Consider the following 22,686-nt stretch of genomic DNA (forward strand, 5'->3'; position numbering starts at 1 on the left):
CTTCTTCCGAATCGACGGACGAGGTTTTCACAACCTTGAAAGAAACGGATTCCGAAAACGAATCCTCGATCGTTTCCCAAGAACAGGATCGGATTTCGATGGGAAAAACTTCTCCGGAGTCATCCGGAAAGAACGATTCGATCCCGGATTCTCCTTTGAAAAACGAGGAGTTCGGGTTTAGAAAAAACTCGGATTCCATCGACTCGAATCCAGCGACATCGACTTCCACCGGGAATTTTTCCTCTTTCGAAAGGGAAGAGGAAAAACATTTGCCCAAAAAGAACCACCTCCGCAGGATAAGCAGTGTCATGAGATTGGAAGATTATACCAGACCGGAAACCCCGGAGAGAGAAGGGTCCTCTCGACTTTTGAAGATCGCCGGAGCCGTTTTGATCGCGCTCGCGATTTGGTTTTTCTGGCCCGCCAAACACGAAATCTATATGGACATAGATAAGATGACTCCGGAAAAGGTTTCGGGTATGAGTTCCCAAAAGGAATATCATTTTTCTCACGGACAGGATTTCTTTATCTATTATAAAAAGGGTTGGTCCACTCCCAAGAAGGTACGACTCACCATTTATCGGACTGACGGCGGAAAAGAGGAATTTTCCGTACAGGAAAAGGACTTCCGCAAGACTTTCGAAAAATTCCAGACCTATTACGACGACACTTTTTTCGATCAGCAGGGCGCTTACGAGGTGGAAATCCGGGACGAAGACGGCGAACTTCTCGTGACTAAAAAGTTCACGATCGATTAATATCCGATAATTCTTATATTCCAAAATAGTAATGTATTTCAAAAGCGCTCCAAGTTCAATTCTCCGAAAGGAAGTCGCGTGTGTATGCCGCGCGTTTTGTTTTTTTTTGGTTCTTCTTTTTTCGATCGGTTGTGTAAAGGAGCCGAGACCTGCCAATATTCCGGAAGGGGCGAAATTCGATAAAAATTTCAATTCCTACGTCCTGACCGAGACGGGTCGCCGGAGAATTTATTACGACAACGGAAATATCTATCAGGATTGTACGATCAACGAGCTCGGCCTGGATCACGGTCTTTGCAGAATTTTTTCCAAGTATGACGGACGGGTTTTGGCGGAAGGAAAATTGGACAATTCGGTTCGTAGAGGAACCTGGGTCTGGAGATTCGACGACGGTAAGGTTTATATCCGTCAAAATTACGGAAACGGTCCGCGTAAACCGGAAGTGATGATGAGCGGAGACGAAGGCAACGAAGACGGACCGTACGAACGTTTTTATCAGAACGGTCAGGTCGAGTTGAAGGGGAAATATTCGGAAGGATATCGAAACGACCTATGGCAGAAATATTTTCCGGACGGTGAACTGGAATACACCGGTTATTATAAGATGGGCCGTAAGATCCGATCTTGGTTTTATTATTATCCGACTCATAAAACGGAAGCCATCGAGGTTTACGACGACAACGGGGGTTTAATTTCACGAACGACTTATTTGCCGGACGGAACCCACAACTGCGAAATTAAAAAAGGGGCCGAGACCGTCTGCCAATCCAAGAAGATCATCGTCAAACGGTGATTTTGTGAAGTTCTCGGTATGGATTTTTTTCGCGATTACGGTTTACGTGGGAATTTATTTTTCCTTGACCGTTTCCAATCTTTGGATTTTATTTTCCGCGTTTTGTATCGTGCACCTCGGTTTGTTTCGCGCCTATCGTGAATTTTTAAATCCGAACCTATATTCCGTCTGCGCCGGCCTTCACATAATCTTGATCGTCGTTTTGAACGTATATTTCGGACAGCCGGCGGTTTAACGGTTTATACGATAAGGACGGCAACTGGAACTTGGGAAAGAATCCGTTTCGATTCCTATTTCTTGAAGGTTTTGGATTTGCTCCGTTTTTTTCGTATTCCAAAAACGTAAAATCCCTTTAACGACAAACCTCGGCCTCGTTGTATCCTAAGTTCTTCGCTTTTGCCAGATCGGCGCAACCTCTGGACTTATCACCTTCGGCAATGTGAGAAAATCCGCGGATATAAAAAGCGGCCCCGCTCTTAGGATAAATCGATATGTATCTGTTCGAATATTCGATCGCTTCCTTATTATCGTTTTTGTTTTGTGCTGAGACGGCTATCATGATCAAAGAGTCGTGATTCGATTTGTTAAGCGAATAAGCCTTTTTAAAGTTTGCGTTGCTTTCCTCGTATCGTTTGAGGAAATGAAGGATCAGGCCTTTGTTGTAATATCCGTCGTGAAAGGCGGGGGAAAGTTCCACGGTCTTTTCGATATCGGTCAAAGCCTGTTCGTATTGTCCCAAATTTTTGCGCACTAAGGCGCGATTCATGTAAGCAAGATGGAATTTTCGATCGATCTCGATCGCCTTCGTATAACTTTCGATCGCTTTATCGAAATTTTGCAGGAAGTTGTACGAATTTCCCCGATTGTAATACGCGAATTCCGCATCGGGTACCGCTTCCACTACCTTGTCGAAACTTTTGATCGCCTCGACGTAGTTTCCGATTTTATTATTTTCGATTCCCTTTCTCATATAAAAGTCGTACGAATGATATTTGAAGGATTCTTCGCTGAATTGGTCCTCGATTCCGTCCAAGAGGAGATAGTTCGTTTTGTCGGACGTATTATAAAACGCGAATATAGTATTCACCGGAACGTCCTTTTTCCCCGCTCTGTTTTTTAAAAGGGGAAGTAGGTCTTTAGATACGAAAATTTTGAGTTTTTCGGGGTCTTTTCTGAATTCGATTTCGTGTGTGAATTGTTCCGTGTAAAAACCGGGCAGCGATTTTATTTTCGCAAAACCGGAATTCAAAAACGTTTTATCCAAGTCGGATATCTCCGAAAAAGTTTCCGGTACGTCCAAGTTCAGTTTGTAGAATTCGAAATAGATCCCGATTCCCGATCCGCTTAATTTTTCATAATCGGCGGTTTTTCGGAATATTTCCGTCATCGGAACGGTTCGGTAAGATTTCGACAAAGTTTCGTCTTTTCTTTTCTGAATCGAACATCGGAAGAGAAAAAAAAACGCAAGAATCAGAATGAACGTTTTGTTCCTCATCGGTTATCCTCGTTTTATAGAAATCGGTCCGGAAACTTTTTCAACATATCGTATCGGAAATGTGTCCGATCAGATTCCTTTTGCGGCGGTGAAATCCAACACCCAAGTATTCATGGAAAGGATCGTAAACAACAAGACTACGAAAAGAATCACGCCGAAAACGGAAAAACCTATGAAGATAACGTTGCGTATGATTCTAAACTGAAGATAACTTAAGGAAAGCGTAATGTTGCCTGCGGGAGTCAACTCTTCGCTTTTGCCCATTCTGAAATAATTCCTGATGTAAAAGAACATGAGAAACACGATCATCACCAAAAGAAGGATTCCGAATTCGAAGGAATAGTGTTTTTGAAGGAGAAAGACGGGGATGTAGACCAGGTTTCCGAGCAGAATTCCCGCTATCATGATCGCCGCGAAGTGAAATAAAATCGGAAGCCAGGATATTTTCGAGGAGGAAGCGGAGGATTGAAATTCGCCTTCTTCCCCGTCTTGCGCATTTTTTAATACGGAAAATCTTTCCGCCGTTCTTCCGTAAACGCCCGGAATCGCAAAAAACATATAGATTAGAATGCCCGTTAAACCGAACAGGAAAATCGATACGATCGACCCGATTACCGGAGTTTGAGGAACGCTCCGCAAAGGATGTTGCAGTGACATCAAAACCGGAAGAATCGAAATCGCATAAAGACTTCGGTTTAAAAACACGTAAAACCAAGCCCTGTAGTAAATGCTGAAAAACGCTGTTACGGATAAGAATATTAGAAATCCGTAAATAAATAACATGCTCTTTTGCCCGAGAAGGATTCTGTTCGTCCGATCCACCGTGGCTTCCAGTTGGGCGTCCGCAGGAATGGATTTTTCGTTCAACTCTTCCAAAACTTTGGTGGTTAAGCGGATTTTGGAAATCAATCCTCTTTCGATACCCCATTGCGGCTCTAGTTCTCTTCCCGAACCTTCCAACAAGGCGTCTAACGCGTCCGCGTCCCTCGGGTCGTAAAAGATCGGTTCGACGGAGATGTTTAAAACGCAGAAAACGAGGATGAGAAACGGGAGAATTTTTGAAATTAAGATCTTCATAATTTTAAATCACAGTAGAAATACGAAAATGGCGGTCATCGCGATTCCCAAAATTCCGAAGGCGATCAATATCGTGATCAAAAGCCCTGAATCTTCCGAAGACTGATTTTTTACGGGAGCTTTTCCCGCGGTGGAAGTTTGGATCGGTTTTTCTCCGGTGTACGGTTTGACCTTGATGGAGTTTTCCTCTTCGTAAATTTTTCCGAATACGTCCGCACCGATTTGAATCAGGGTTTCGTTTTCCACTCCGTTGTTTTTAGAAGTGACGACCGTTCCCGGAACGGAACGGACCTGTCCTTCGGGAGTTTCCAGTTTCATCGACTCGATGATACTTTGGGAAGAAGCATCCGCTTTCAACAATTGAATCATAATCTTGTCACCCGGCTTGAGTGCGTTGATTTGAACACCGGAAACGGGCGAAAGGACGTATTTCATCGGGATAACTTTTGCACCGGCGGGAATAAAGTTGTCCACCGGTTCGGCGGAACGATACGACTCGGAAGAAGATTCCAAGGAAGGAAGATCCTCGTCGTCGAAACGGGAATTCGATTCTTCAGAGGCGGTCGAGTTCGAAGTGGGTGCGGCGAAACTTTGACTTTCCTCTTCCAAACGGTCGCGGTCCAGAATCGCGTAATGAATTTGAATGTCTGGTTTGGAATTTCCCGCGGCTTGGTTGATGACTTGATTGAGTAGATAAGAAATTTTTTCCTTATCCTTGTTTTTCATGTAGTGCATGATCTGTTCCATAAAGTCGTCGGACTTTCCGTTACTTTGAAACAGCTCGGTCAATTTATTCGTGAGGTTTTTTAATTGTTTACCTTCGTATTTCAGCTTCTGACAAAGGTTCACCACATCCTTGTAAGTCGATATCGACAATCGAATGGGGGAAATGTTCTCCGGTTGTCCGACGGCGATCAATTCCAATCGATCGATCTTGGTCTGCTGAAGATCGATGACTCCCGTAAAGAGAATGTAAATGGAAGAGACGGAATCGCTGGATACGAACTGAAACGAACAGACTTGATTGGAGCTCATGTTATTTTTAACTTAAGAAGGCTCCGTATGCGAAACTTTCTTCTTTATTTTTGACATTCTGCTTTGGATTCGGAGAATTGTCAAACTAAGGAAGATTTTCCCTTCCAATTTTAAGAGTTTTTTGATGAAGTCAAATTTGTTCCGGGGTTCTTTGATATTTCTGGTAACTTCCCGATACATTCGGGGGTCCCGGGTTGCAGGTCTCCTTTCTTTAAAGTCCAGACTTTCGTTTATCGTTATGGCGGTCGGAGTTTCGTTGCTGATCGTAGTCTTGTCCATCTTCAACGGTTTTCAAAGACAGGTGAAGGAATCGTTGTGGCAAGGCGGGCCTCATATCACGATCGAAAATAATTTCGATTCAGGTGAAATACGAAACTATAATAAGGTAATCGAATGGCTTCGTAGAAATCAATACTTGAACGAGAGGATCGTTTCGGTCGGCGGAAGTATCACGAGTCACGGTTTGATTCAGAACAGCAACTCTTTCATACCTATTATGGTTAGAGCTCTTCCAGTGGAAGACATCCAAGACTTGATCGGAAACAAACTTCCCAACTTTCCACGAATCGTTCATCACAATCGGGAAGAGATCGTTCGATACAATTCCGAAAATCAGGTTCTGATCGGAAAGGAGATGGCCGGGCTTTACGGTTTCGATCTGGGGGCCAATTTGACGATGGCCGTTCCGGGTGGTAGATTTTCCTTGGGAAAGGGAGTGGACGTTTCGATCAAAACGTTTCGAACCGTGGGTTTTTTTAAGACCGGTTATTATAACTACGATACACATTACGTTTTTCTTTCATTGCCCGTCGCACAGCGGTTCTTTAGCTTAAAGGATTCCGTCAATCAGATCGCCATCAAAGTTAAATCCCTGGACGATCTTCAAAATTGTAAACGCGAGATCCTCAAGGAATTCCGGGATCCGGAATTCGAAACTATGATCGGTTATCCAGCCTCCTTCGGAGTTAGAACGATCGCGGAAGAACAGGAGAATTTTTTCACCGCGTTAAAACTGGAAAAGACGATCATCTCTATTATAGTTTTCTTATTTATCATTCTCGCCGCTTTGGGAATGGTCGCGAGCGTTTACAGTCTCGTCCGCGCTAAACGGAAATCGATCGGCGTATTGAAGGCGTTGGGACTTCCTTCTTCGGGAATCCTACTCATCTTTACACTAAACGCCATGGTGGTCGGAATTCTGGCGTCCTTGGTCGGCGGAGTTTCCGGGATTTTTATCGCGAGCAACTTAGAGACGATCGTCAACGCGTTATCCGAAATGATCAATATGGTGGGATTTTATTTTTACCGTTCGGAGTGGACCAACGTGGAACTGGTTCCCAAGGACGTATATTATTTCGATCACATTCCGGTGGATATAGATATTTCGTTCATCTTTATGGTTACCACGGCGGCCACCATTCTTTCCGGAATCGCCGGATATTTTCCCGCGCGATGGGCTGCGGGCCTAAATCCCGTCGATACGATAAGGAACGACTAACGTGAGTCTCATACAAGTAAACAATCTCGTAAAAAATTATCATATTCTGGATAAGGAATTTAAGATTCTGGATCACCTCGATTTGACCGTGGAGGAAGGGGAGATCGTTTCCGTGGAAGGTAAATCGGGAATCGGTAAATCAACTTTATTGAATATTCTCGGCTCAATGGATTCCTTCGATACGGGAACCGTGAACGTGTGCGGGGTTCCTTTGGAAAATATCTCCGAAACCGGAAAGGAGAAGTTCAGAGCGGAAAAGGTTTCGTTCATATTTCAACATCACCTTTTGCTTCCGGATTTCACGGCTTTGGAAAACGTCAGTATTCCTTTACTCATCAACGGAGTTCATCCCGGTAAGGCGAAGCAGATGTCCGTCGAAATGTTGGATCGTGTCGGTCTCAAGGATCGTCACGACAACTTCCCTTCTCAGTTATCCGGAGGGGAAAGTGCGCGTGTGGGCGTAGCGAGGGCTCTCGTCGCGGGAAAAAAATTGGTCCTTGCCGATGAACCTACCGGAAATTTGGATCGTGAAAATTCCAGAAATCTAATGGCTCTCATTTTGGAACTGCAAAAGGAGCTCCGTTTTTCTATGGTGATCGTCACGCATGACATGGAGTTGGCCTCGCTCGCGCATAAACGAAACCAAATGGCCGGCGGAAAACTACAGCCGATTTCCTAAAGTAAGGAATTTCGTTTTAATATTTGGTCCGACAAAACGTTCGCGTGAAATCCCGCTTGTGTGGGAACTCTAACATCGTTTAAAATTGTATCGGTTGATACGTAGTTCCGACCTTTTAGAACGGCAATGCACTGACGATGACTTCGGAAACCTGTTTATACTGCGGAACCGATCGAAAGACCTGGAACGAACGGGGTAAAATCGGTTGTATCCATTGTCTGAAACTATTCCGAAAAGAGTATTCCGCGAACGTAAGAGAACAAAGTTTCGCTTTCTCCTCGCAATACGTGCACAAGCAGGATGCGGAACGTTTGTCCCGATTCGAGTTCCTCTCCGAATCCGAAAAATGGAAGGAATTGGAAAAACTCAAACCTCCGTTTAGTTATCGATTTCGGATCGGTAGAAATTTGGCCGGCAGAATCTATCCCACTGCGTCCGGAGTTCCGACCACGGTCCTCAAGTCATTTCTGATCGACGGAATAGGAGTTCCCACAGCGCTTCTCGAAGGACCAAACTGGCCGACTCGAATTCCGTGGGGGGAAGGAAATTTGTTCACCGGGGATGAGGATCATCTCCGCTGGGAAATCATTACCGATTCTTTGGAGGAATTGTTCTCCAAAATCGAGGCGCCTCCGATCAAAAAGTTCGAAAATCCGGAATTTTTCGATTTTGATCCAAATCTGCATTATGTCACTTCCTGCCCTACAAATGCCGGTTTGGGGACGAAAATCAGTCTTAAGTTATCGATGCGGATCTGGAAAAATCGAAAAAACGCTTCCTTTAAAATTCCCGGTTTTTTGGAATTCTACCTTGAAAATTCATCCGAATTCGTCGTTTTTTATCTGAAAAATTTTGCCGTTTCTCAAAAAAATTCCTTTTTAAATTTAGTTTATTATTTAGCCTTACAGGTGAAGTCGGGGTTTTAGCCCGGAATTACCGCTAACTTCCGCTTCTTTTTTGAAAACGTTCCGATACTTAAATTAAAGTACCGATCCGGCTCCTACGGGTGGGAATTTGGAAGCGAATTCAGTCTAATCATTACAAATAAAACACAAAGGCGCTGATATGCTGGAATTTACTAAAAGAGCCAAAAGAGTCATCAACGAGATTGCTCAGGATGAGGCGAAGCGTCTTGGTAGCGATTATATCGGGCCGGAACACATCCTGCTCGGTCTTCTGAAAGAAGAAGATTCGGTCGCTATCAAAATCCTGAACAACCTCAACATTAACCTAAACGAACTTCGCAAAGAAGTGGAAAGAAGAACGCGTGAAGCGTCCGGCGCCCTTCTGATGGACGTGGCCGGCGGTCAGGATCGATATCAAAAAATCATAGAGCTTTCGAAAGAGGAAGCGAAACGCCTCAAACACAATTACGTCGGAACGGAACACATTCTGCTCGCGTTACTTCGAGATAACAACAACATCGCCGGCGGAGCGCTCTATTCTTTTAGCGTAAATTATAATGTTATAAAGAGTGAAATTTTACGTTTGCTCGGCGCACCTCCTACCAGTTCCGTCGGGGTAAGTTCATCGAGTCAATCCGGTCCTCAGGGAAATCAACCTCGGCAGGAAAAAACCAAAACTCCGATCCTGGACGAATTCGCGCGCGATCTTACGCAGCTCGCCAGAGATAAAAAATTGGATCCGGTTGTGGGAAGGGCGATCGAAATCCAAAGAGTCATTCAAATTCTTTCCAGAAAGACGAAGAACAATCCCGTTCTCGTAGGAGAATCCGGAGTCGGTAAAACCGCGATCGTGGAAGGACTCGCTCTTGCGATCGTAGAGAAGAGCGTTCCCGATCTGTTGTTCGAAAAGAGAGTTCTTTCCTTGGATCTCGCGTCCTTGATCGCGGGAACTAAATATCGAGGAGAATTCGAAGAGCGTCTGAAAAAGATCATGAAGGAAATCACTTCCTCCACGAACATCATCATCTTTATCGACGAGCTTCATACGTTGATCGGAGCCGGAGCCGCGGAAGGAGCCGTCGATGCGGCGAACATTCTTAAGCCCGCTCTTGCAAGGGGCGAACTCCAGTGTATCGGAGCGACCACAAGCGCCGAATACCGCAAGTATATCGAAAAAGATTCCGCGTTGGAAAGAAGATTCCAAGTCGTGAAAGTGGCGGAACCTTCCGTAGACGACGCGATTCAGATTCTCCAAGGTTTGAAAAAAGCGTACGAAGCTCACCACAAAGTGAGATACTCCGACAAGGCTTTGGAACAATCCGTAAAACTTTCTCACAGATATATCAACGATCGTTATCTACCGGATAAGGCGATCGATATCATCGACGAGGCCGGTGCGAAGGCGCGTTTGGCGAACTGCGCGCGTCCTCAAACGATCAAGGATCTCGAAGAGGAAATCAAATCTCTTGCGACCAAAAAAGAAGAATTGGTCCGCGCCCAAGAATACGAAAAGGCCGCCGGAGTTCGCGACGAAGTGAACCGGAAAAAACAGGCTATGGAAGAAAAGATCCGTTCTTGGCAAGAGAAGATGGAAGACTTCGCGGTCAACATCGAGGAAGACGATATTCTTTCCGTAATCTCATTATGGACCGGAATTCCTTTGGAAAAAATGGAAGAATCCGAATCCGACAAACTTCTCAGGCTGGAAGACGAACTGAAAAAACGCGTCGTCGGTCAGGGAGAAGCGATCGAAAAAATCGCGAAAGCGGTTCGTCGTGCGAGAACCGGATTCAAGAGCGAAAGACGTCCTACCGGATCTTTCATCTTCTTGGGACCGACGGGAGTCGGTAAGACCGAGCTCGCAAAAGCTCTTGCAAACTTCCTCTTCGGAAACGACGACGCGATGCTTCGTGTGGATATGTCCGAATACATGGAACCGCACGCGGTCAGCCGTTTGATCGGAGCTCCTCCTGGTTACGTAGGTTACGATGACGGAGGTCAATTGACCGAGTTCGTCAGAAAAAGACCGTATTCTATCATTCTTTTGGATGAGATTGAAAAGGCGCACCACGACATTTTCAATATTCTCCTTCAGATTATGGAAGAAGGAAACTTGACCGATACGAAAGGCCGGAAAGTAAACTTCCGCGATACGATCATCATCATGACTTCCAATATCGGAGCGAAAGAAATTCAATCCGGTGGAAGACTGGGATTCGAGGATCGTAAGGACGAGGCTTTGAAATACAAGTCCGATCAGACTCGCGATCAGTTGAAAAAATACTTCAACCCTGAATTCCTGAACCGTGTGGACGAAGTGATCTACTTCGGATCTCTCACGAAAGAAAACATCATGTCGATCATCGATATCATGGTGATCGACACGAACAAACGCTTCCGTGAAAAGGCCATCCACGTTTCCATCACTCAGGCGGCGAAAGACCATATCATGGATATCGGTTACGACGAGAAGTTCGGTGCAAGACCGTTACGTAGGGTTTTCCAAAGGGAACTCGAAGACCATATGGCGGTGCAAACCCTCAAAGGGGCCTACAAGGAGCCGACCAAGATCGAAATCGATTTCAAAGAAGGTAAAATGGAGTTCGTGGAAAATCCTTGGACGGACTATAAACCGGCCGACCCGAAAGCTGGAGGAGACGACAATTCTTCCGGTAATCCTGAAAGGTCGGAAGAAATCGCCCTAGTCTAAGGATGCCCATCCTCATCCCTGTATTGATTCTGATTTCCTATCTTCTCATTCGGAAGATCTGGTTTCACCTGAGAAAAATCAGAACCATTGCAGGGATCGAGAAAATTTCTCTCTGCGTTTTTCATCCCGATTTATTTCTTCCCGAGGTACGGGTATTTTACAAGTATTACTTTCAAGGCGGGGTTTACTACGGCTCCGGATACATGCTTCTGACCGATTTTTTAGGTCAGGAAGAATATTCCATTTACCGGAATTCCGACGGATTGCCGGTTCTCGAAATGGAAGAACAAGCGATCATTTCCGAAGAACAGATCGAACACTTTCTGATGCAAAGGTATCCGAGTATCATCGTTTATATCGATCCGGTGGAACCGTTTCATTCTCTCATCGACTGCATCAACGCAAAGTCCATGAGCATGACAGCCTAATGAATTTTAAAGAGCGTATTATGCAAAATCGATTTTCAAAGTTTGTGTTTCTACTTATCGCAGGTTTATATTTGTCCCTCTTGGCCCCTTTGGCCGCACAATCCAATCAGGAATATTCCCTCGCCTTGAAGGAATTCGAAGGTCGGAACTACGAAAAGTCTTTGGAAATCATACGGACCCTGCACGAAAAGGGTGGTCGCTCCTACGAATCGCATTACTTGGCGGGCCATTGTCATTACGCTTTAGGAAGAACCAAATCCGCCGGAACGCATTGGTCGGAGGCCTTGTCGTTAAAACCCGGGGATCCGGCCGTAAGTCTTGATTTTGCACGTTATCTTTTGAACAACGGAAGAGAGGACGACGGTTTGGAAATCATTGCGCGTTCGTACGAACTCAATCCGCGGAACAAAGACGTTCGCCTATTGTTCGGAACCGCGCTTCTCTACAACGGAAAGGCAAGGGACGCGCTTAGCATCACTGAAAAGTTGAAGGCGGAAGATTCGAACGACTACCGTCCTCTCGTGTTGGAAGGACAGATTTATTACTATCTCGGAAGCATCGAAAAAGCGGAAGTAAGTTTGAAATGGGCCAATTCTCTCGTTCCGAACAACGCAAACGTCCTAAACAACCTCGCACTCGTTTACGAAAAAGCCTCCAACCAGGAAAATAAAAAGGGAAGAATCGCGAACGCTAAAAACTATCTCAATTCCGCAAAGGAACAGATCGAATCCGCGCTTAAACTAGAACCTGAAAATTCCCACTTCAAAGATAACTTAAAAAGAATCGAAGCCAAACTCAATGCTCTCTCCAATAGTTGAACAAACGGTATTATTCAACACGCTCGGATGTCGGCTTAATTTTTTCGAGTCCGACGGGTTGTTTGCTTCTCTCACAAAATATGGATATCGCTCCGCGGAAGCCGAGGAACATCCGGAAGTAGTTATCATCAATACCTGCACCGTAACGAACAAAGCAGATTCGAAAAATCGAAACACGATCCGCAACGCGATCAAGAAATTTCCCGGTTCCCAAATCTGGGTCACTGGATGTTACGCGGAAACCGATCGTGAATCCATCGAAGCGATTCCGGGAATCGCGGGTGTGGTCGGAAATACGGAAAAATCCAAACTTCCGGCGATGATTCTGGAAAAGAAAGGACTGATCGAAGAACGCGAACTTACGGAAAAAATCTACGATCGTTTTTCTTATTCGGATGTTTTACCCAACGGACATACGCGCGCTTATTTGAAAATTCAGGACGGATGTAACCGTAAATGTTCGTATTGTAAGATTCCTCAGGCGCGCGGTTTGGGAGTCAGTCGTAAGTATCAAGACGTTTTGGATCAGGTCCGCTTTTTGCAGGATAACGGCGTCGGAGAAATCGTCCTGACCGGCGTCAATCTAGGTTGGTTTCGCGACGGAGAAAATAAAAAAGCCTTTACTAAAATATTGGGCGACATATTGAGTATTTTAGAATATTCAAGAATTCGAATATCTTCCATCGAGCCTCCTGATGTTGGAAACGAGCTCGCGGATTTGATGAATCATCCCCGTTTTACCCCGTTCCTGCACATTCCTCTTCAGAGCGGAAGCGCCGAAATACTAAAAAAAATGAAACGCACATATACACCGGAAACCTTCCGTAAACGAGTGGAAATCGCAAAGGAAAAGGTTCCGGGTCTGTTTTTGGGAACGGATGTGATCGTGGGTTTTCCCGGAGAAACCGAAGAAATGTTTCAAGAAAGCGTAAAGACGGTTCGCGATCTCGGATTTGCTAAAATTCACGCGTTTCCGTTTTCGGTAAGAAGGAACACGTTAGCCGAAACGTTCCAGGATTCGGTAAGTAAGGAAACGAAAAAAGAAAGGGTTTACGCACTCAATGCGTTATCCAGAGAATTGCACCGAGGATATGCGATCGCGGAAACCGGTAAAGTTCGGGAAGCGATCTTGGAACAAGGCGGGCTGGCCGTAACCGACAATTATCTCAAAGTCAAATTGGGCGAAGCCGAATTGAAATCTCTCCAGGTCGGACAATTTTTGAACGTCCAGCTTTTGGAATATCGGGAAGGCGGCGACAAGGAAGGAACTTTCGAAGGCCGAGTTTATAGATAAGAAAGAACGTTTTTAATACGAAAAGAATTTCCAAAAAATCCGGAAGCATGTTCGAGAAGGTATATAAATTTTTTCGATTACTTTCGTCTCGTACCTTAACCTTTGAGTCTGTTTTTTTCATTAAAATACTTGTAGCGGTCGAAATCACTTTTCGGTAGCGGTTCGAAATTTCATAACGATCAACTCGAGCGGCGGTAGATGTGTACGAAAAAAATTCGTTTCCAGGCCGATAAAACCGGGTCACCCGGATGACCTTTCGTTGATCGAATGATTGATTCTCGATCCCTCGAAAAATTATCCGAAATTCGGACGCTCGTCAATCGGGTTGTAGGATTGGTCCTGCGTTTAAAAGTTGGTTTGCGATCGGTTCTATTTTTGGACGCTCCTATTTTTGTCGAAGTCCTTCTAAGCGGTTTAAAGAAAACCGAAAGCGGATTCATGATTTTTATCCTTTTAGTTTTGCTCGGGAAGAAAAATTTCCGTAAGCGCTTCATTCGCATTCAGAAACTCTAATGTAAGATAGCCGCCGAAAATCTTCAACAAAGCGCTATGTATTTTTAATCCCTGTTCCGTGGACGCGACGGAAGGAGATTGGCTTTTATCGGTTTCGATCGTGTTTTTGACGCGAATCAAAATTCCCCTTTTATCGTTTTCGAAAAAGGAGATCATAATCTTGTTGGTTTCGTTTTTTCCGGAATGTTTCGCAGCGTTTCGTATCGTTTCCCTACACGCATAAAATAGAATTTCGAGCGTTTCCGGACTTGAAATCGGAAATTTAAGATTCAACTTCGGATCGAAATTCCAATCAAAACGTTTCGGATCGAACTCGGCGTCAACTCTTCGTTTTAGAGTCTCGATCAATCCGAGCCTTCCTATCTCAAGACCCGTATCCGGAAGTTCTCGCACAAACGATGATACCTTCTTGTGGAGATCGGTCAATATTCGAATTTGATCCTTAAATGCCGGTTCGTTTTCGTTTTGCGAAAGGGTCAGTATGGAAGAATGAATTTCAGGAAGAATTTCATCGTGTAACATTTGTCTGGTTTTATAGTCGAGAATTCTCTGTTCTTCCATATGTTTTCTTTGTAAGGAACTCAACGTCAGAGAATTACTCTCCAAGAACAAAGAATGCAAAATCCAAGAAGCGGCCGATCTCGCTATTTCGATTTCTTCCTCCGCATAAAGACCGCCGTCGATTTTTTTACCGAGAAAAAAAAGACCGATTCCCGAATGTTCGTGTTCGATTCGAAGACAGAGCACATACTCGGAGGAATCGCTTTCGTCCAGATATAAGATTTCGTTTCGGTCCGCCTCTCTGCCGAAGTATTTCCTTACGGTTTCGAAGGATCCGTTTCCCGCCGGGAATCTAAGATATAAATCCGTAACGAACGGAATTTTACTTTCGTTGACGAACAGAGCTTTAGAAGTTTCTAATATATCGGAACAGAGAAGGTCGAAAGATCTCCGAAAGCGATCCTCTATATCGACGTAGTTTTCCGAATTATCCTCCGAAATTAAAATGGAACTCAGCACCGCATTCCTTTCCATTCGGAGACGTTTGTTTTTATAGAGGACGAACGTCTTTGTCAGGATCGTAGAATACGAAATGGCTATAAAAATTTCGACTGTCGCAATCGGAATCCGAAATGAGGCCGAGAGAACATAAATGACGCATAACGTGAAAAAACCTAAAACGGCGTTTCTCCATTCCTTTCTCAGGCTGATTTTGGGCAGAATCCTGCCGGTAAAAATTTCGTAGGAGATGAGAGCGTGACCTAAAACTAGGACCGCGAACAGGATCAGCGATTGGATTCCGATCAGAATACCGTAAAATAACACGGGGTTCCTTGCCGATTGTTGAACGGGATCGGGGATGAGTTTGGTTTCTCCACCCAAGAACAACAGCGAGACTAGAACGAGTACTCCCGAAAGTGAAAGGGAGACCGTCTTAAGATAAGGAACCGCGCGGATTCTCGCCGTGTCCAAGAGAATTTTGCTCGGAGTTTCATAGTAGTAAAGCGAGACCACCGGAATAAATATACAAAATCCTATGTATATCAAATAGGATATGCGGAAAGAAAAAGGAATCGAATACCAAAAAGTAAATAATGAAATATTAATATTAAATTTGGAAGACCATACGGGTAAAAAAACAAACGCGAAAAACTGGGAAAAAAGCAGAAGCGCGAAAAAAAAACGGTAAACATTCCATTTCCTCAACTTCCCCAAAAACCAAACGATGATAAAAAACCATCCGAACGGTATAAGAATCAGACAAAAAATTCCTGGAAAAAAATATAAGGCGGGTAATGCCGAGATTGCGAATAGTCCGATCCGGCCGATCCAAGCAAGAAATCCGAACAATAAGGAGGAAACTCCTAATATCGAAATCGCAAACGTCGCGGATCCGTCCCTTCTTTCCAGATTGACTGCGGTCGTAGCGCCTAACCATAATAATACGGAAGAAAGAAACAGGAATAGGGAACAGATTAGAATTTCAGGCGTAAGATTCAAAAGTCGTATCCCAAAGAATCCATTCCCCCGAACCGTTCCGATAGTACGCTCTACCGTCCTCTTCCCATTGTAAAAAGCGGTTCTCTTTTACGATCAACGCCGCTCTCGTTCTAGCAACTTTTTCGTCGGAAGTCGATTCGTTCAATTCCCAGGCTGCATAAATTTGTCCGTTGATCCTGCTTATGGTTCGTTTGTCCTTAAATCCCAAACGTGCGGCGATTTGTTCGTTGTTCATTCCGGACGCTAACATTTTGGCCACCACTTGTTCGTTCGGCTCAAGGATGGCCATGGGAGAATTTTCGTCGCGGTCCTTGACTTCGACGATTCTCGATTCTATTTCGGGATCGATAAAACTTTTACCGTCGTATGCGAGTTCTATCAAAGGAATAACCATATGCGGTAGAAGGTAGTTCGATTTTCTCACATAGGAATAATGACTTAATATTCCGGATTTGCGGAAAGATCGGAAGTATTCGTCCGTGTCCTGGATGGAATAAATGACGGCGGGTTTTCGCGGAAATTCCTTCCGCAAAGCGATCAAGGTTTCTATTCCGTTTAACGTTCCTGCTAATCGGACATCAGTTAGAATTACGTCGAATTCGTTTTCAAGAGAAAAAGAGAGGGCCTCTTCTCCGCTTGCACAATCGTATAATACCATAACCCGACCCGATTGTGTTAAACCGGAGACGAACGCTTTTCTGAGTTTTTCGTTGTCTTCCACGATGAGAAGCCGTAAAGGATTAGGATTCATATTCGACGGTCAGATGATACGGTTTTTCCGGCGGGTGTGTCAAGCACTTGAGTGCTTTCTTATACGCACTCGAAGGGGCGAATCCTTTTTTAGGATCGATTAGAATTCCTAATATGAAACGAACTATGGAATTCTTTTCGGCGCTCGCCGCGCTCGCGTTATTCGCTCCTTTATTGGTCGGAATATGTCTGACGATACTGATCGTGGACGGACGTCCCGTTTTCTTTTTGCAGGAAAGAATCGGAATCGCAAAACGAAAGTTTAAAATTCTAAAATTTAGAACGATGAAGGACGGAGTCGTTACTAAACTCGGACGTCTGCTTCGTTTAACCGGAATCGACGAACTCCCTCAGATTTTTAATATTCTTACCGGAGATATGAGCGCGGTGGGACCTCGTCCTTTGACACAATTCGATTTGGACCGTCTCGGTTGGAACGGAACCTTCTACGAGTTTAGATGGGACGTGCTGCCGGGAATCACCGGTTTATCGCAAATTTACGCGGGTATGGGAGCGAGGGTTTCCCTATGTTTCGACAGATCGTACGTGAAACGAAGAAGTTTATGGATCGATCTTAAGATAGTGTTGATGACTTTCGCGATGAACCTTGTAGGTAAGGAAACGATTCGAAAAAAATTAAAAACATCGCTTTTAAAACGTAAGACCGGAATACGATGGAACTCTTGGAGATTACATTTTCGTAAAAACGAAAATCGTCCGTTACCGCCGATAACTTCCGAAAATCTGAAATTAAATCCCAACGAGATGAGATCGATCGCCTATTCTCTCGCAGTGTTTCAGTTAGGCGAATCCGGCGAAGGAAGGATCGCGAAAGAAATCGATAAGGCGGTTCTTTTCGGTATCGACGGTTTTTACAAAGAAGCGTTAAAACTTTTCGTTAAGGAAGAAGGAAGGCACGCGAGGATTTTGGGGGAATGCGTTCGCGCCCTGAAAGGAGATCTTCTCAGCTCGAATTGGACGGAACGTCTCTTTCATTTCGGAAGAAGGTTGTTAGGCATTCGCCTTAAACTCATGGTTTTGTTGGCCGCGGAGGTCGTCGGTATTTGTTTTTATCGCAGGCTCGCGGATAAGATTCCGGAAGGTTTCGTGAAACGAGCCCTTTTGGAAATCGTTAAGGATGAGGAAAAACATCTTAAATTCCACGGAGATTTTTTCAGAATTAGAATGCGGACTTTTTTATCTAAATTTCTTTTTAGAATTTTATGGAGAACGATTTCGTTTGCAGCCTGTGTGACGGTTATCCTAGACCATAGGAAGACGTTTAATACATTAGGAATTTCTAATTATAAGACTTTCAAAAAATTTCGGGAGATCGCCGAATCGGCGGAGGAATTTATCATCGAGGGTTTGACTTGGAAGTTGAATCGATCTTTTCGCTCTTAGTTTAATTCCCGAAAGAATTTTTAGCATCGTCTTAAAAAAACTTGTCTCCGTTCTCGAAAGACTTTTATATTCGTATTCTTCGAAAATAAAAGAGGCGTTTATGGAACAAGTTATGCAGTTTTTTAGGAAACATTGGATTAAGGGAATCGGATTGGTTTTGGTCTTTATACTCAATCCTTTCGTTTGTATAGGTACGGGTCACAGAGGCGTCGTTACGAATCTCGGTTCCGTTTCCGATCGAATTCTTGGGGAAGGAATCAACTTCATCACTCCGCTGGTCCAATCCGTCAAAAGAATCGACGTAAGAATCCAAAAAGTGGAGGCTAATTCCACCGCCCCTTCCAGCGATTTGCAGGAGATTCATACGATGATTACTTTGACGTATCATCTTTCTCCGAATCAGGTCAACAAGCTATATCAAGAAATTGGAATGGATTACGAGGAGACGATCATCGTTCCAGCGATTCTTGAAACGATGAAACACGTAACCGCTCAGTTTACGGCTTCCGACCTTGTCACAAAAAGGGAAAACGTTTCGATGAAAATTCACGAATCGTTACATACCAAACTCGGTAAGTTTTATATTCTTGTGGACGAAGTTTCCATGAAGGATTTCGAATTTTCTAAAACGTTTTCGGAATCGATAGAGCTAAAACAAAAAGCGGAACAGGACGCTCTCCGTGCAAAAAACGAATTGGAAAGGGTTAAGATAGAAGCGGAACAGCAGATCGTGAACGCGAGAGCCGAAGCGGAGACATTACGTTTAAAATCCCAACAGATCACCCCGATGATGGTGGAAATGGAACGGATTAAAAAATGGGACGGGAAATATCCGGATACGTATTTGGGGGGTGGTTCTAACACACTTCTTCAATTAAAATAATTCCGAAATAAAGGTCGGGGCGACCCGACTTCTTCCGTTTTGTTAAGCGACTTCATGTTTTTACGAACGTATGAATTCGTCCGTCGTATCTTCCTCTTCTTTGAGATCGTAAAAACCGTACTCGAAGTCCTTGCCCGCGATCACTTCCAAGCCGTAGACGTGTTCGGAGATTCTTACGTTTTTTACGATTTCCAAGTGATACAGTTCCGCTAAAAATTTCATCTTATCCAAAGAGATTTTGTCGTTGATTTTAGGTCCGATCGAATATTCGTTTTTCACCCAATCGAGGATCACGAGTTTTCCACCTCGTTTCATCGAGCGGATCAAACCGTCCATGGCCAAACCAGGATCCGGAAACGTGGACAAAACCAAAGACGCAAAAACCGCGTCCGGGCTCGGAATCCATTCGGGCAACAAAGGGTGATCGGATTTTTCGATAAAGAAGGGCGTAAAGTGGGAGACTTCCTCTCGATTTTTCCAATGAAGAACCTCGTCGAGAAGATCCTGCTGACATTCCCCGCCCCAGATCCAAGCGTCCTTCGGTAGCTGCTTTTTCAGTTCTAAGGTGAAAAATCCCAAGCCCATTCCGAAATCCACCAAGTGATTGGTTTCCTTAAATTGGAAGTGTTTGAACACGACTTCCGGCGGTGTAAGTTCCCTGCGTTTGCTGGATATCAGAAAATTCTGATATTCCGGATTTTCATAATAATCCAAATCACTCATGAAGCTGCTGTTCCCGGATTATGTCTAATCGGTCGCCCTACAAAAGTCAAACTCAAATCTCCGATGTGAAGTTTCTTTTAAAATGTTGTTCGAACGTAAATCTGGGTTAAATTCGAAGGAAACGGAGGTCGATATAATTAGCAAGACGTTCCTTCTATGAGAATTTTCGCCCGGATATCGCCGTCATTTCTGTTTTTGGTGTTGGTCTCGTTTCCAGGAGCGCAAGACACTTCGCTTAACAATTCTCAACCCGAATACTATAGCATCGCGAATACGATTCAAGCGGAGATCCTTAAAAAGGACGAGAACTCCATTCGAATTTCCTGGGACGCGCCCAGAGAAACCGGCGAGATCATCGTGGCACGTTCTTCGAGCATGATAGATACTCCGGAAAAATGTATGGTGGCGGATTCTCTCGGAAAATATCCGAGCGGGATCGCCGGCGGTGTGACACAAATTTTCGATTACAATCTTAAACCCGGAACTTATTATTACGCGGTCGTGTTGGCGCATCACGTGAAAAAAAATACGATCAAACTCGTTCCCGGAAGAAACTTCACCACGATTCCCGTCGTGATCGAACAAGCCCTGACGCCGGGAACTACCGCGACAGAAAACAAAACGCCCGAACTTCCGGAAGACGCTCGTGTCACGGACCTCACCGTAAAAAAAGAAGGTAAGTTCCTTAGGTTGAATTGGAGTCCCTACGATAAGGCCATCTCCAACGCTACCGTTTATACTGTTTATCGTTCATCGGAACCTATGTCCTCTTTGTCTTTGATGCGTAAAGCAGAGAAGTTGACCGAACTCAGTCATCCCGAATCGACGTTTTTGGACCAAGACCTGAGTAAGTCGCAAACGTTCTATTACGGCGTAAGCGTTCGTTCGGGAGCGAAAGAGATTCTTCCCCTCGTCAACGGACAATCTTTCGTCAGATTTTTTTATATCGGAACTCCGAACAAAAACAACGGTTCTTCTTCCGAAGATATGCAAAAATCGGAATATTCCTACGATGAAATGCACGTAAAGGATATCGTAGCCGAAACGGAAGATACAACGTTGAAACTTTCCTGGAAAGCCCCCGATAAAGCGGACGAAAACACCGCTTATACGATCTATCAGTCCTTGAAACCTTTGAGCGGGGGAACCGCGACTTTTCTGAGCGGCAACATACGCAAGTTAGGCGAAGTTAAACATCCCGATACTTCCGCACAAATCCGTCTTAAGAAGGCCGGAACGCGGATGTTTTTCGGAGTTACGGTAAAACGTGGAGAACGGGAGGAATTCAATCTCGTAGAGAACGAATCTTTTCTAACGATCAACCCGAGTCCGAACGGAGAAGGAAACGAAGGAACACCCGAAAACAACGGAGACCCCGATTCCAACGGAGTTGAAGTCGAAAAGGAAAAACCGGATGTCCAGGAAAATAAGGACACGAATAAGGACGAGACTAAAGACGAACAAAATCGGAAGGACGAAGAGGAATTTTCCGGCAACGACGACGAACTTGATCGTATATTAAAAAAGACTTATTGGAAAAGAGACTACGAAGGAGCGATCCACGATTTGAAACCTTTTACGGGAAACGGAAATTCGGCCGCGGTGCGGGGAAAGGCGAAATTTTTCACTGGACTATCGCACTACAGAAGAAGGAATTATAAGGAAGCTCTAAAACATTTGATCAGCAAAGATAGTAAATTTTACAACGCGGAACGCTCAGAATTCTGGTCGAAGCGTTGTCTGTCTCGGATCTCCGGAGGAAATCCATGAATCGCTCCATCATATTAATCACTGGATTCTTATTCATTTGCGCAGGTTTGTTGACCGGCGTTTATCAGACCACGGTTCAGGACGAGGATTCCAAAAGAAGGAATATACTCGAACGAATCAAGGAAGGAGAAGAATACCTCAAACAAACCAACGCAAAAGCCTCCGAAAAAGCGGTGGATATTTTCTCCGAACTTTCCGCTCGGGAAATTCCGGAAGAACATTCGTTTCGCGTAAAATACGATATGGGACGGGCTTTGGAAAGAAATCAGGACAGCCTTCTCGCCCTCGGAATTTATCGCGAACTCAACCAAAAGGAAGGGCTTGCGCGCGACGAACGTTCCAAGGTTGCGTATTCAATGGGGAATCTGCTTTTACAACTCAATCGAGACGAGGAAGGTAAGGGACATCTCGAGGAAGTTCTTCGTATTTCCGCCGATTCCAAATTACGTTCCAACGCGTTATCTGCCATCGCGGACTATTATATGAAAAAAGGGAATTACGATCTTTCCCGCAAGAATTACGTTCTCGCCTTACAAGAGGATCCGGAAAACGTAAAGGCGCGCGTGCGTTGGAGTAAATCCTTACGAAGAATGGGAAAGGACTGGTCCGCATACGACGTCTACGACGATTACGCGCAGGCCGGATTCTACTTCGATCCGGAAAAGGAAAAGGTGAGTTCCGAATTCAGAAGCGGAATCCTGGAAAAGGCGAGACAACTCTACGTTCGTAAACAATATTACGGAGCGATAGACACGTTTAAAAAGGCGCTCGAAATGGGAGTCAGTCCCAAGGCGGAAGAGCAGGCCTTGTATTATACCGCGGAAAGTTACGAGGCGGTCGGTAAGTCGGATGCTGCATTACAATATTTGAATAAAGTTCTCGAAAACCAGGACGGTTCCCTGGATCAGACGGCTCTTTTCCGTAAAGGAACGATTTATTTCAGAAACGGGAAATACGAAAAGGCCGCCGCACTTTTTCAGGAAGCCACCGACAAATATCCGGATTCTCCCGTCGGGCGGAAAGCGAGCGCTTGGAAAAAGGAATCTCTCGATCAAGTCGAGGACAATCTTCACTACAAGGAATCGGATAAGACGAAGAGCAAAGAGGATTTGGAGCAGGAAAGGTTCGACTGAAAATATTCTTAAATTCTAA

At 44.6% G+C, this 22,686-nt stretch carries 19 protein-coding genes and 1 pseudogene; 14 read left to right on the forward strand and 6 right to left on the reverse strand.

What is annotated here, in order from left to right:
* Positions 1 to 251: 251 nt before the first annotated feature.
* From EHQ17_RS20365 to EHQ17_RS05165, 3 genes and pseudogenes are all read left to right on the forward strand, one after another.
* Positions 252 to 758 (forward strand): annotated as a pseudogene (locus EHQ17_RS20365) (hypothetical protein); the annotation flags it as partial.
* A 106-nt stretch (positions 759 to 864) separates the two neighbouring features.
* Entirely contained in the window at positions 865 to 1,551 is a 687-nt protein-coding gene (locus tag EHQ17_RS05160; protein WP_167881151.1) for a toxin-antitoxin system YwqK family antitoxin, read from the forward strand.
* Between the two features lie 4 nt (positions 1,552 to 1,555).
* Positions 1,556 to 1,786, forward strand: a complete 231-nt coding sequence (locus tag EHQ17_RS05165; protein WP_135590063.1) for a hypothetical protein — start codon at positions 1,556 to 1,558, stop codon at positions 1,784 to 1,786.
* A gap of 117 nt (positions 1,787 to 1,903) precedes the next feature.
* Here EHQ17_RS05165 and EHQ17_RS05170 read toward each other — a convergent pair whose 3' ends face one another.
* From EHQ17_RS05170 to EHQ17_RS05180, 3 genes are all read right to left on the reverse strand, one after another.
* A complete protein-coding gene (locus EHQ17_RS05170; RefSeq protein ID WP_167881150.1) occupies positions 1,904 to 2,938 on the reverse strand; it encodes a tetratricopeptide repeat protein in 1,035 nt (344 codons plus the stop codon).
* Positions 2,939 to 3,115: 177 nt separating this feature from the next.
* On the reverse strand, positions 3,116 to 4,123 hold the full coding sequence (locus tag EHQ17_RS05175) for an LIC_10230 family protein (protein WP_167881149.1): 1,008 nt from the start codon (positions 4,121 to 4,123) through the stop codon (positions 3,116 to 3,118).
* 9 nt (positions 4,124 to 4,132) lie between these two features.
* A complete protein-coding gene (locus EHQ17_RS05180) occupies positions 4,133 to 5,158 on the reverse strand; it encodes a hypothetical protein (RefSeq protein ID WP_135590061.1) in 1,026 nt (341 codons plus the stop codon).
* A gap of 124 nt (positions 5,159 to 5,282) precedes the next feature.
* Here EHQ17_RS05180 and EHQ17_RS05185 point away from each other — a divergent pair, with 124 nt between their 5' ends.
* The 7 genes from EHQ17_RS05185 to mtaB all read left to right on the forward strand — a co-directional run bounded on the left by EHQ17_RS05185 (position 5,283) and on the right by mtaB (position 13,490).
* Positions 5,283 to 6,656 carry an ABC transporter permease gene (locus EHQ17_RS05185; protein WP_135590060.1) on the forward strand — a complete coding sequence of 458 codons (1,374 nt, stop codon included), beginning with the start codon at positions 5,283 to 5,285 and terminating at the stop codon, positions 6,654 to 6,656.
* Position 6,657: 1 nt separating this feature from the next.
* Complete coding sequence (locus EHQ17_RS05190) at positions 6,658 to 7,335, forward strand: ABC transporter ATP-binding protein (protein WP_135590059.1); 678 nt, start codon at positions 6,658 to 6,660, stop codon at positions 7,333 to 7,335.
* Between the two features lie 137 nt (positions 7,336 to 7,472).
* A complete protein-coding gene (locus EHQ17_RS05195; protein WP_135736149.1) occupies positions 7,473 to 8,261 on the forward strand; it encodes an ATP--guanido phosphotransferase in 789 nt (262 codons plus the stop codon).
* 139 nt (positions 8,262 to 8,400) lie between these two features.
* On the forward strand, positions 8,401 to 10,950 hold the full coding sequence (locus tag EHQ17_RS05200) for an ATP-dependent Clp protease ATP-binding subunit (protein WP_135591528.1): 2,550 nt from the start codon (positions 8,401 to 8,403) through the stop codon (positions 10,948 to 10,950).
* A gap of 2 nt (positions 10,951 to 10,952) precedes the next feature.
* On the forward strand, positions 10,953 to 11,378 hold the full coding sequence (locus EHQ17_RS05205) for a hypothetical protein (protein ID WP_135736150.1): 426 nt from the start codon (positions 10,953 to 10,955) through the stop codon (positions 11,376 to 11,378).
* Positions 11,378 to 12,196: a tetratricopeptide repeat protein gene (locus tag EHQ17_RS05210; protein WP_135591293.1), complete on the forward strand. Its 819-nt coding sequence runs from the start codon at positions 11,378 to 11,380 to the stop codon at positions 12,194 to 12,196. Before EHQ17_RS05205 ends, EHQ17_RS05210 begins: the two co-directional genes overlap by 1 nt.
* Positions 12,177 to 13,490 (forward strand): tRNA (N(6)-L-threonylcarbamoyladenosine(37)-C(2))-methylthiotransferase MtaB, encoded by a 1,314-nt coding sequence (gene mtaB / locus EHQ17_RS05215; protein ID WP_135591295.1) that lies wholly within the window; start codon positions 12,177 to 12,179, stop codon positions 13,488 to 13,490. The genes EHQ17_RS05210 and mtaB overlap by 20 nt, the downstream gene beginning before the upstream one ends.
* 453 nt (positions 13,491 to 13,943) lie before the next feature.
* Here the strand turns inward: mtaB and EHQ17_RS05220 are convergent, their stop codons facing one another.
* Together EHQ17_RS05220 and EHQ17_RS05225 are read right to left on the reverse strand one after the other, a co-directional pair.
* Entirely contained in the window at positions 13,944 to 16,004 is a 2,061-nt protein-coding gene (locus EHQ17_RS05220) for a sensor histidine kinase (RefSeq protein ID WP_135591297.1), read from the reverse strand.
* Positions 15,988 to 16,755 (reverse strand): response regulator transcription factor, encoded by a 768-nt coding sequence (locus EHQ17_RS05225; RefSeq protein ID WP_135591299.1) that lies wholly within the window; start codon positions 16,753 to 16,755, stop codon positions 15,988 to 15,990. The genes EHQ17_RS05220 and EHQ17_RS05225 overlap by 17 nt, the downstream gene beginning before the upstream one ends.
* A gap of 113 nt (positions 16,756 to 16,868) precedes the next feature.
* Between EHQ17_RS05225 and EHQ17_RS05230 the strand changes: the two genes are divergently transcribed.
* Both EHQ17_RS05230 and EHQ17_RS05235 read left to right on the forward strand, forming a co-directional pair.
* The gene (locus tag EHQ17_RS05230) at positions 16,869 to 18,158 is read left to right on the forward strand and encodes a sugar transferase (protein WP_135591301.1); all 1,290 of its coding nucleotides are present in this window, start codon (positions 16,869 to 16,871) and stop codon (positions 18,156 to 18,158) included.
* A gap of 100 nt (positions 18,159 to 18,258) precedes the next feature.
* Positions 18,259 to 19,041: a prohibitin family protein gene (locus tag EHQ17_RS05235; RefSeq protein ID WP_135591303.1), complete on the forward strand. Its 783-nt coding sequence runs from the start codon at positions 18,259 to 18,261 to the stop codon at positions 19,039 to 19,041.
* 60 nt (positions 19,042 to 19,101) lie between these two features.
* Here the strand turns inward: EHQ17_RS05235 and EHQ17_RS05240 are convergent, their stop codons facing one another.
* Complete coding sequence (locus EHQ17_RS05240) at positions 19,102 to 19,764, reverse strand: class I SAM-dependent methyltransferase (RefSeq protein ID WP_135591305.1); 663 nt, start codon at positions 19,762 to 19,764, stop codon at positions 19,102 to 19,104.
* A gap of 156 nt (positions 19,765 to 19,920) precedes the next feature.
* Between EHQ17_RS05240 and EHQ17_RS05245 the strand changes: the two genes are divergently transcribed.
* Together EHQ17_RS05245 and EHQ17_RS05250 are read left to right on the forward strand one after the other, a co-directional pair.
* Complete coding sequence (locus EHQ17_RS05245; protein WP_135591307.1) at positions 19,921 to 21,534, forward strand: fibronectin type III domain-containing protein; 1,614 nt, start codon at positions 19,921 to 19,923, stop codon at positions 21,532 to 21,534.
* The gene (locus tag EHQ17_RS05250; RefSeq protein ID WP_135591309.1) at positions 21,531 to 22,667 is read left to right on the forward strand and encodes a tetratricopeptide repeat protein; all 1,137 of its coding nucleotides are present in this window, start codon (positions 21,531 to 21,533) and stop codon (positions 22,665 to 22,667) included. Before EHQ17_RS05245 ends, EHQ17_RS05250 begins: the two co-directional genes overlap by 4 nt.
* Positions 22,668 to 22,686 lie beyond the last annotated feature (19 nt).

This window comes from Leptospira gomenensis, from assembly GCF_004770155.1.
In the GTDB taxonomy this organism is placed as follows: domain Bacteria; phylum Spirochaetota; class Leptospiria; order Leptospirales; family Leptospiraceae; genus Leptospira; species Leptospira gomenensis.

Coding starts and splice junctions, on each gene's coding strand:
- EHQ17_RS05170 (WP_167881150.1), bottom strand. CDS start 2,938: ATGACGGAAATATTCCGAAAAACCGCCGATTATGAAAAATTAAGCGGA.
- EHQ17_RS05175 (WP_167881149.1), bottom strand. CDS start 4,123: ATGAAGATCTTAATTTCAAAAATTCTCCCGTTTCTCATCCTCGTTTTC.
- EHQ17_RS05180 (WP_135590061.1), bottom strand. CDS start 5,158: ATGAGCTCCAATCAAGTCTGTTCGTTTCAGTTCGTATCCAGCGATTCC.
- EHQ17_RS05185 (WP_135590060.1), top strand. CDS start 5,283: ATGAAGTCAAATTTGTTCCGGGGTTCTTTGATATTTCTGGTAACTTCC.
- EHQ17_RS05195 (WP_135736149.1), top strand. CDS start 7,473: ATGACTTCGGAAACCTGTTTATACTGCGGAACCGATCGAAAGACCTGG.
- EHQ17_RS05200 (WP_135591528.1), top strand. CDS start 8,401: ATGCTGGAATTTACTAAAAGAGCCAAAAGAGTCATCAACGAGATTGCT.
- EHQ17_RS05205 (WP_135736150.1), top strand. CDS start 10,953: ATGCCCATCCTCATCCCTGTATTGATTCTGATTTCCTATCTTCTCATT.
- EHQ17_RS05210 (WP_135591293.1), top strand. CDS start 11,378: ATGAATTTTAAAGAGCGTATTATGCAAAATCGATTTTCAAAGTTTGTG.
- mtaB (WP_135591295.1), top strand. CDS start 12,177: ATGCTCTCTCCAATAGTTGAACAAACGGTATTATTCAACACGCTCGGA.
- EHQ17_RS05225 (WP_135591299.1), bottom strand. CDS start 16,755: ATGAATCCTAATCCTTTACGGCTTCTCATCGTGGAAGACAACGAAAAA.
- EHQ17_RS05230 (WP_135591301.1), top strand. CDS start 16,869: ATGAAACGAACTATGGAATTCTTTTCGGCGCTCGCCGCGCTCGCGTTA.
- EHQ17_RS05235 (WP_135591303.1), top strand. CDS start 18,259: ATGGAACAAGTTATGCAGTTTTTTAGGAAACATTGGATTAAGGGAATC.
- EHQ17_RS05240 (WP_135591305.1), bottom strand. CDS start 19,764: ATGAGTGATTTGGATTATTATGAAAATCCGGAATATCAGAATTTTCTG.
- EHQ17_RS05245 (WP_135591307.1), top strand. CDS start 19,921: ATGAGAATTTTCGCCCGGATATCGCCGTCATTTCTGTTTTTGGTGTTG.
- EHQ17_RS05250 (WP_135591309.1), top strand. CDS start 21,531: ATGAATCGCTCCATCATATTAATCACTGGATTCTTATTCATTTGCGCA.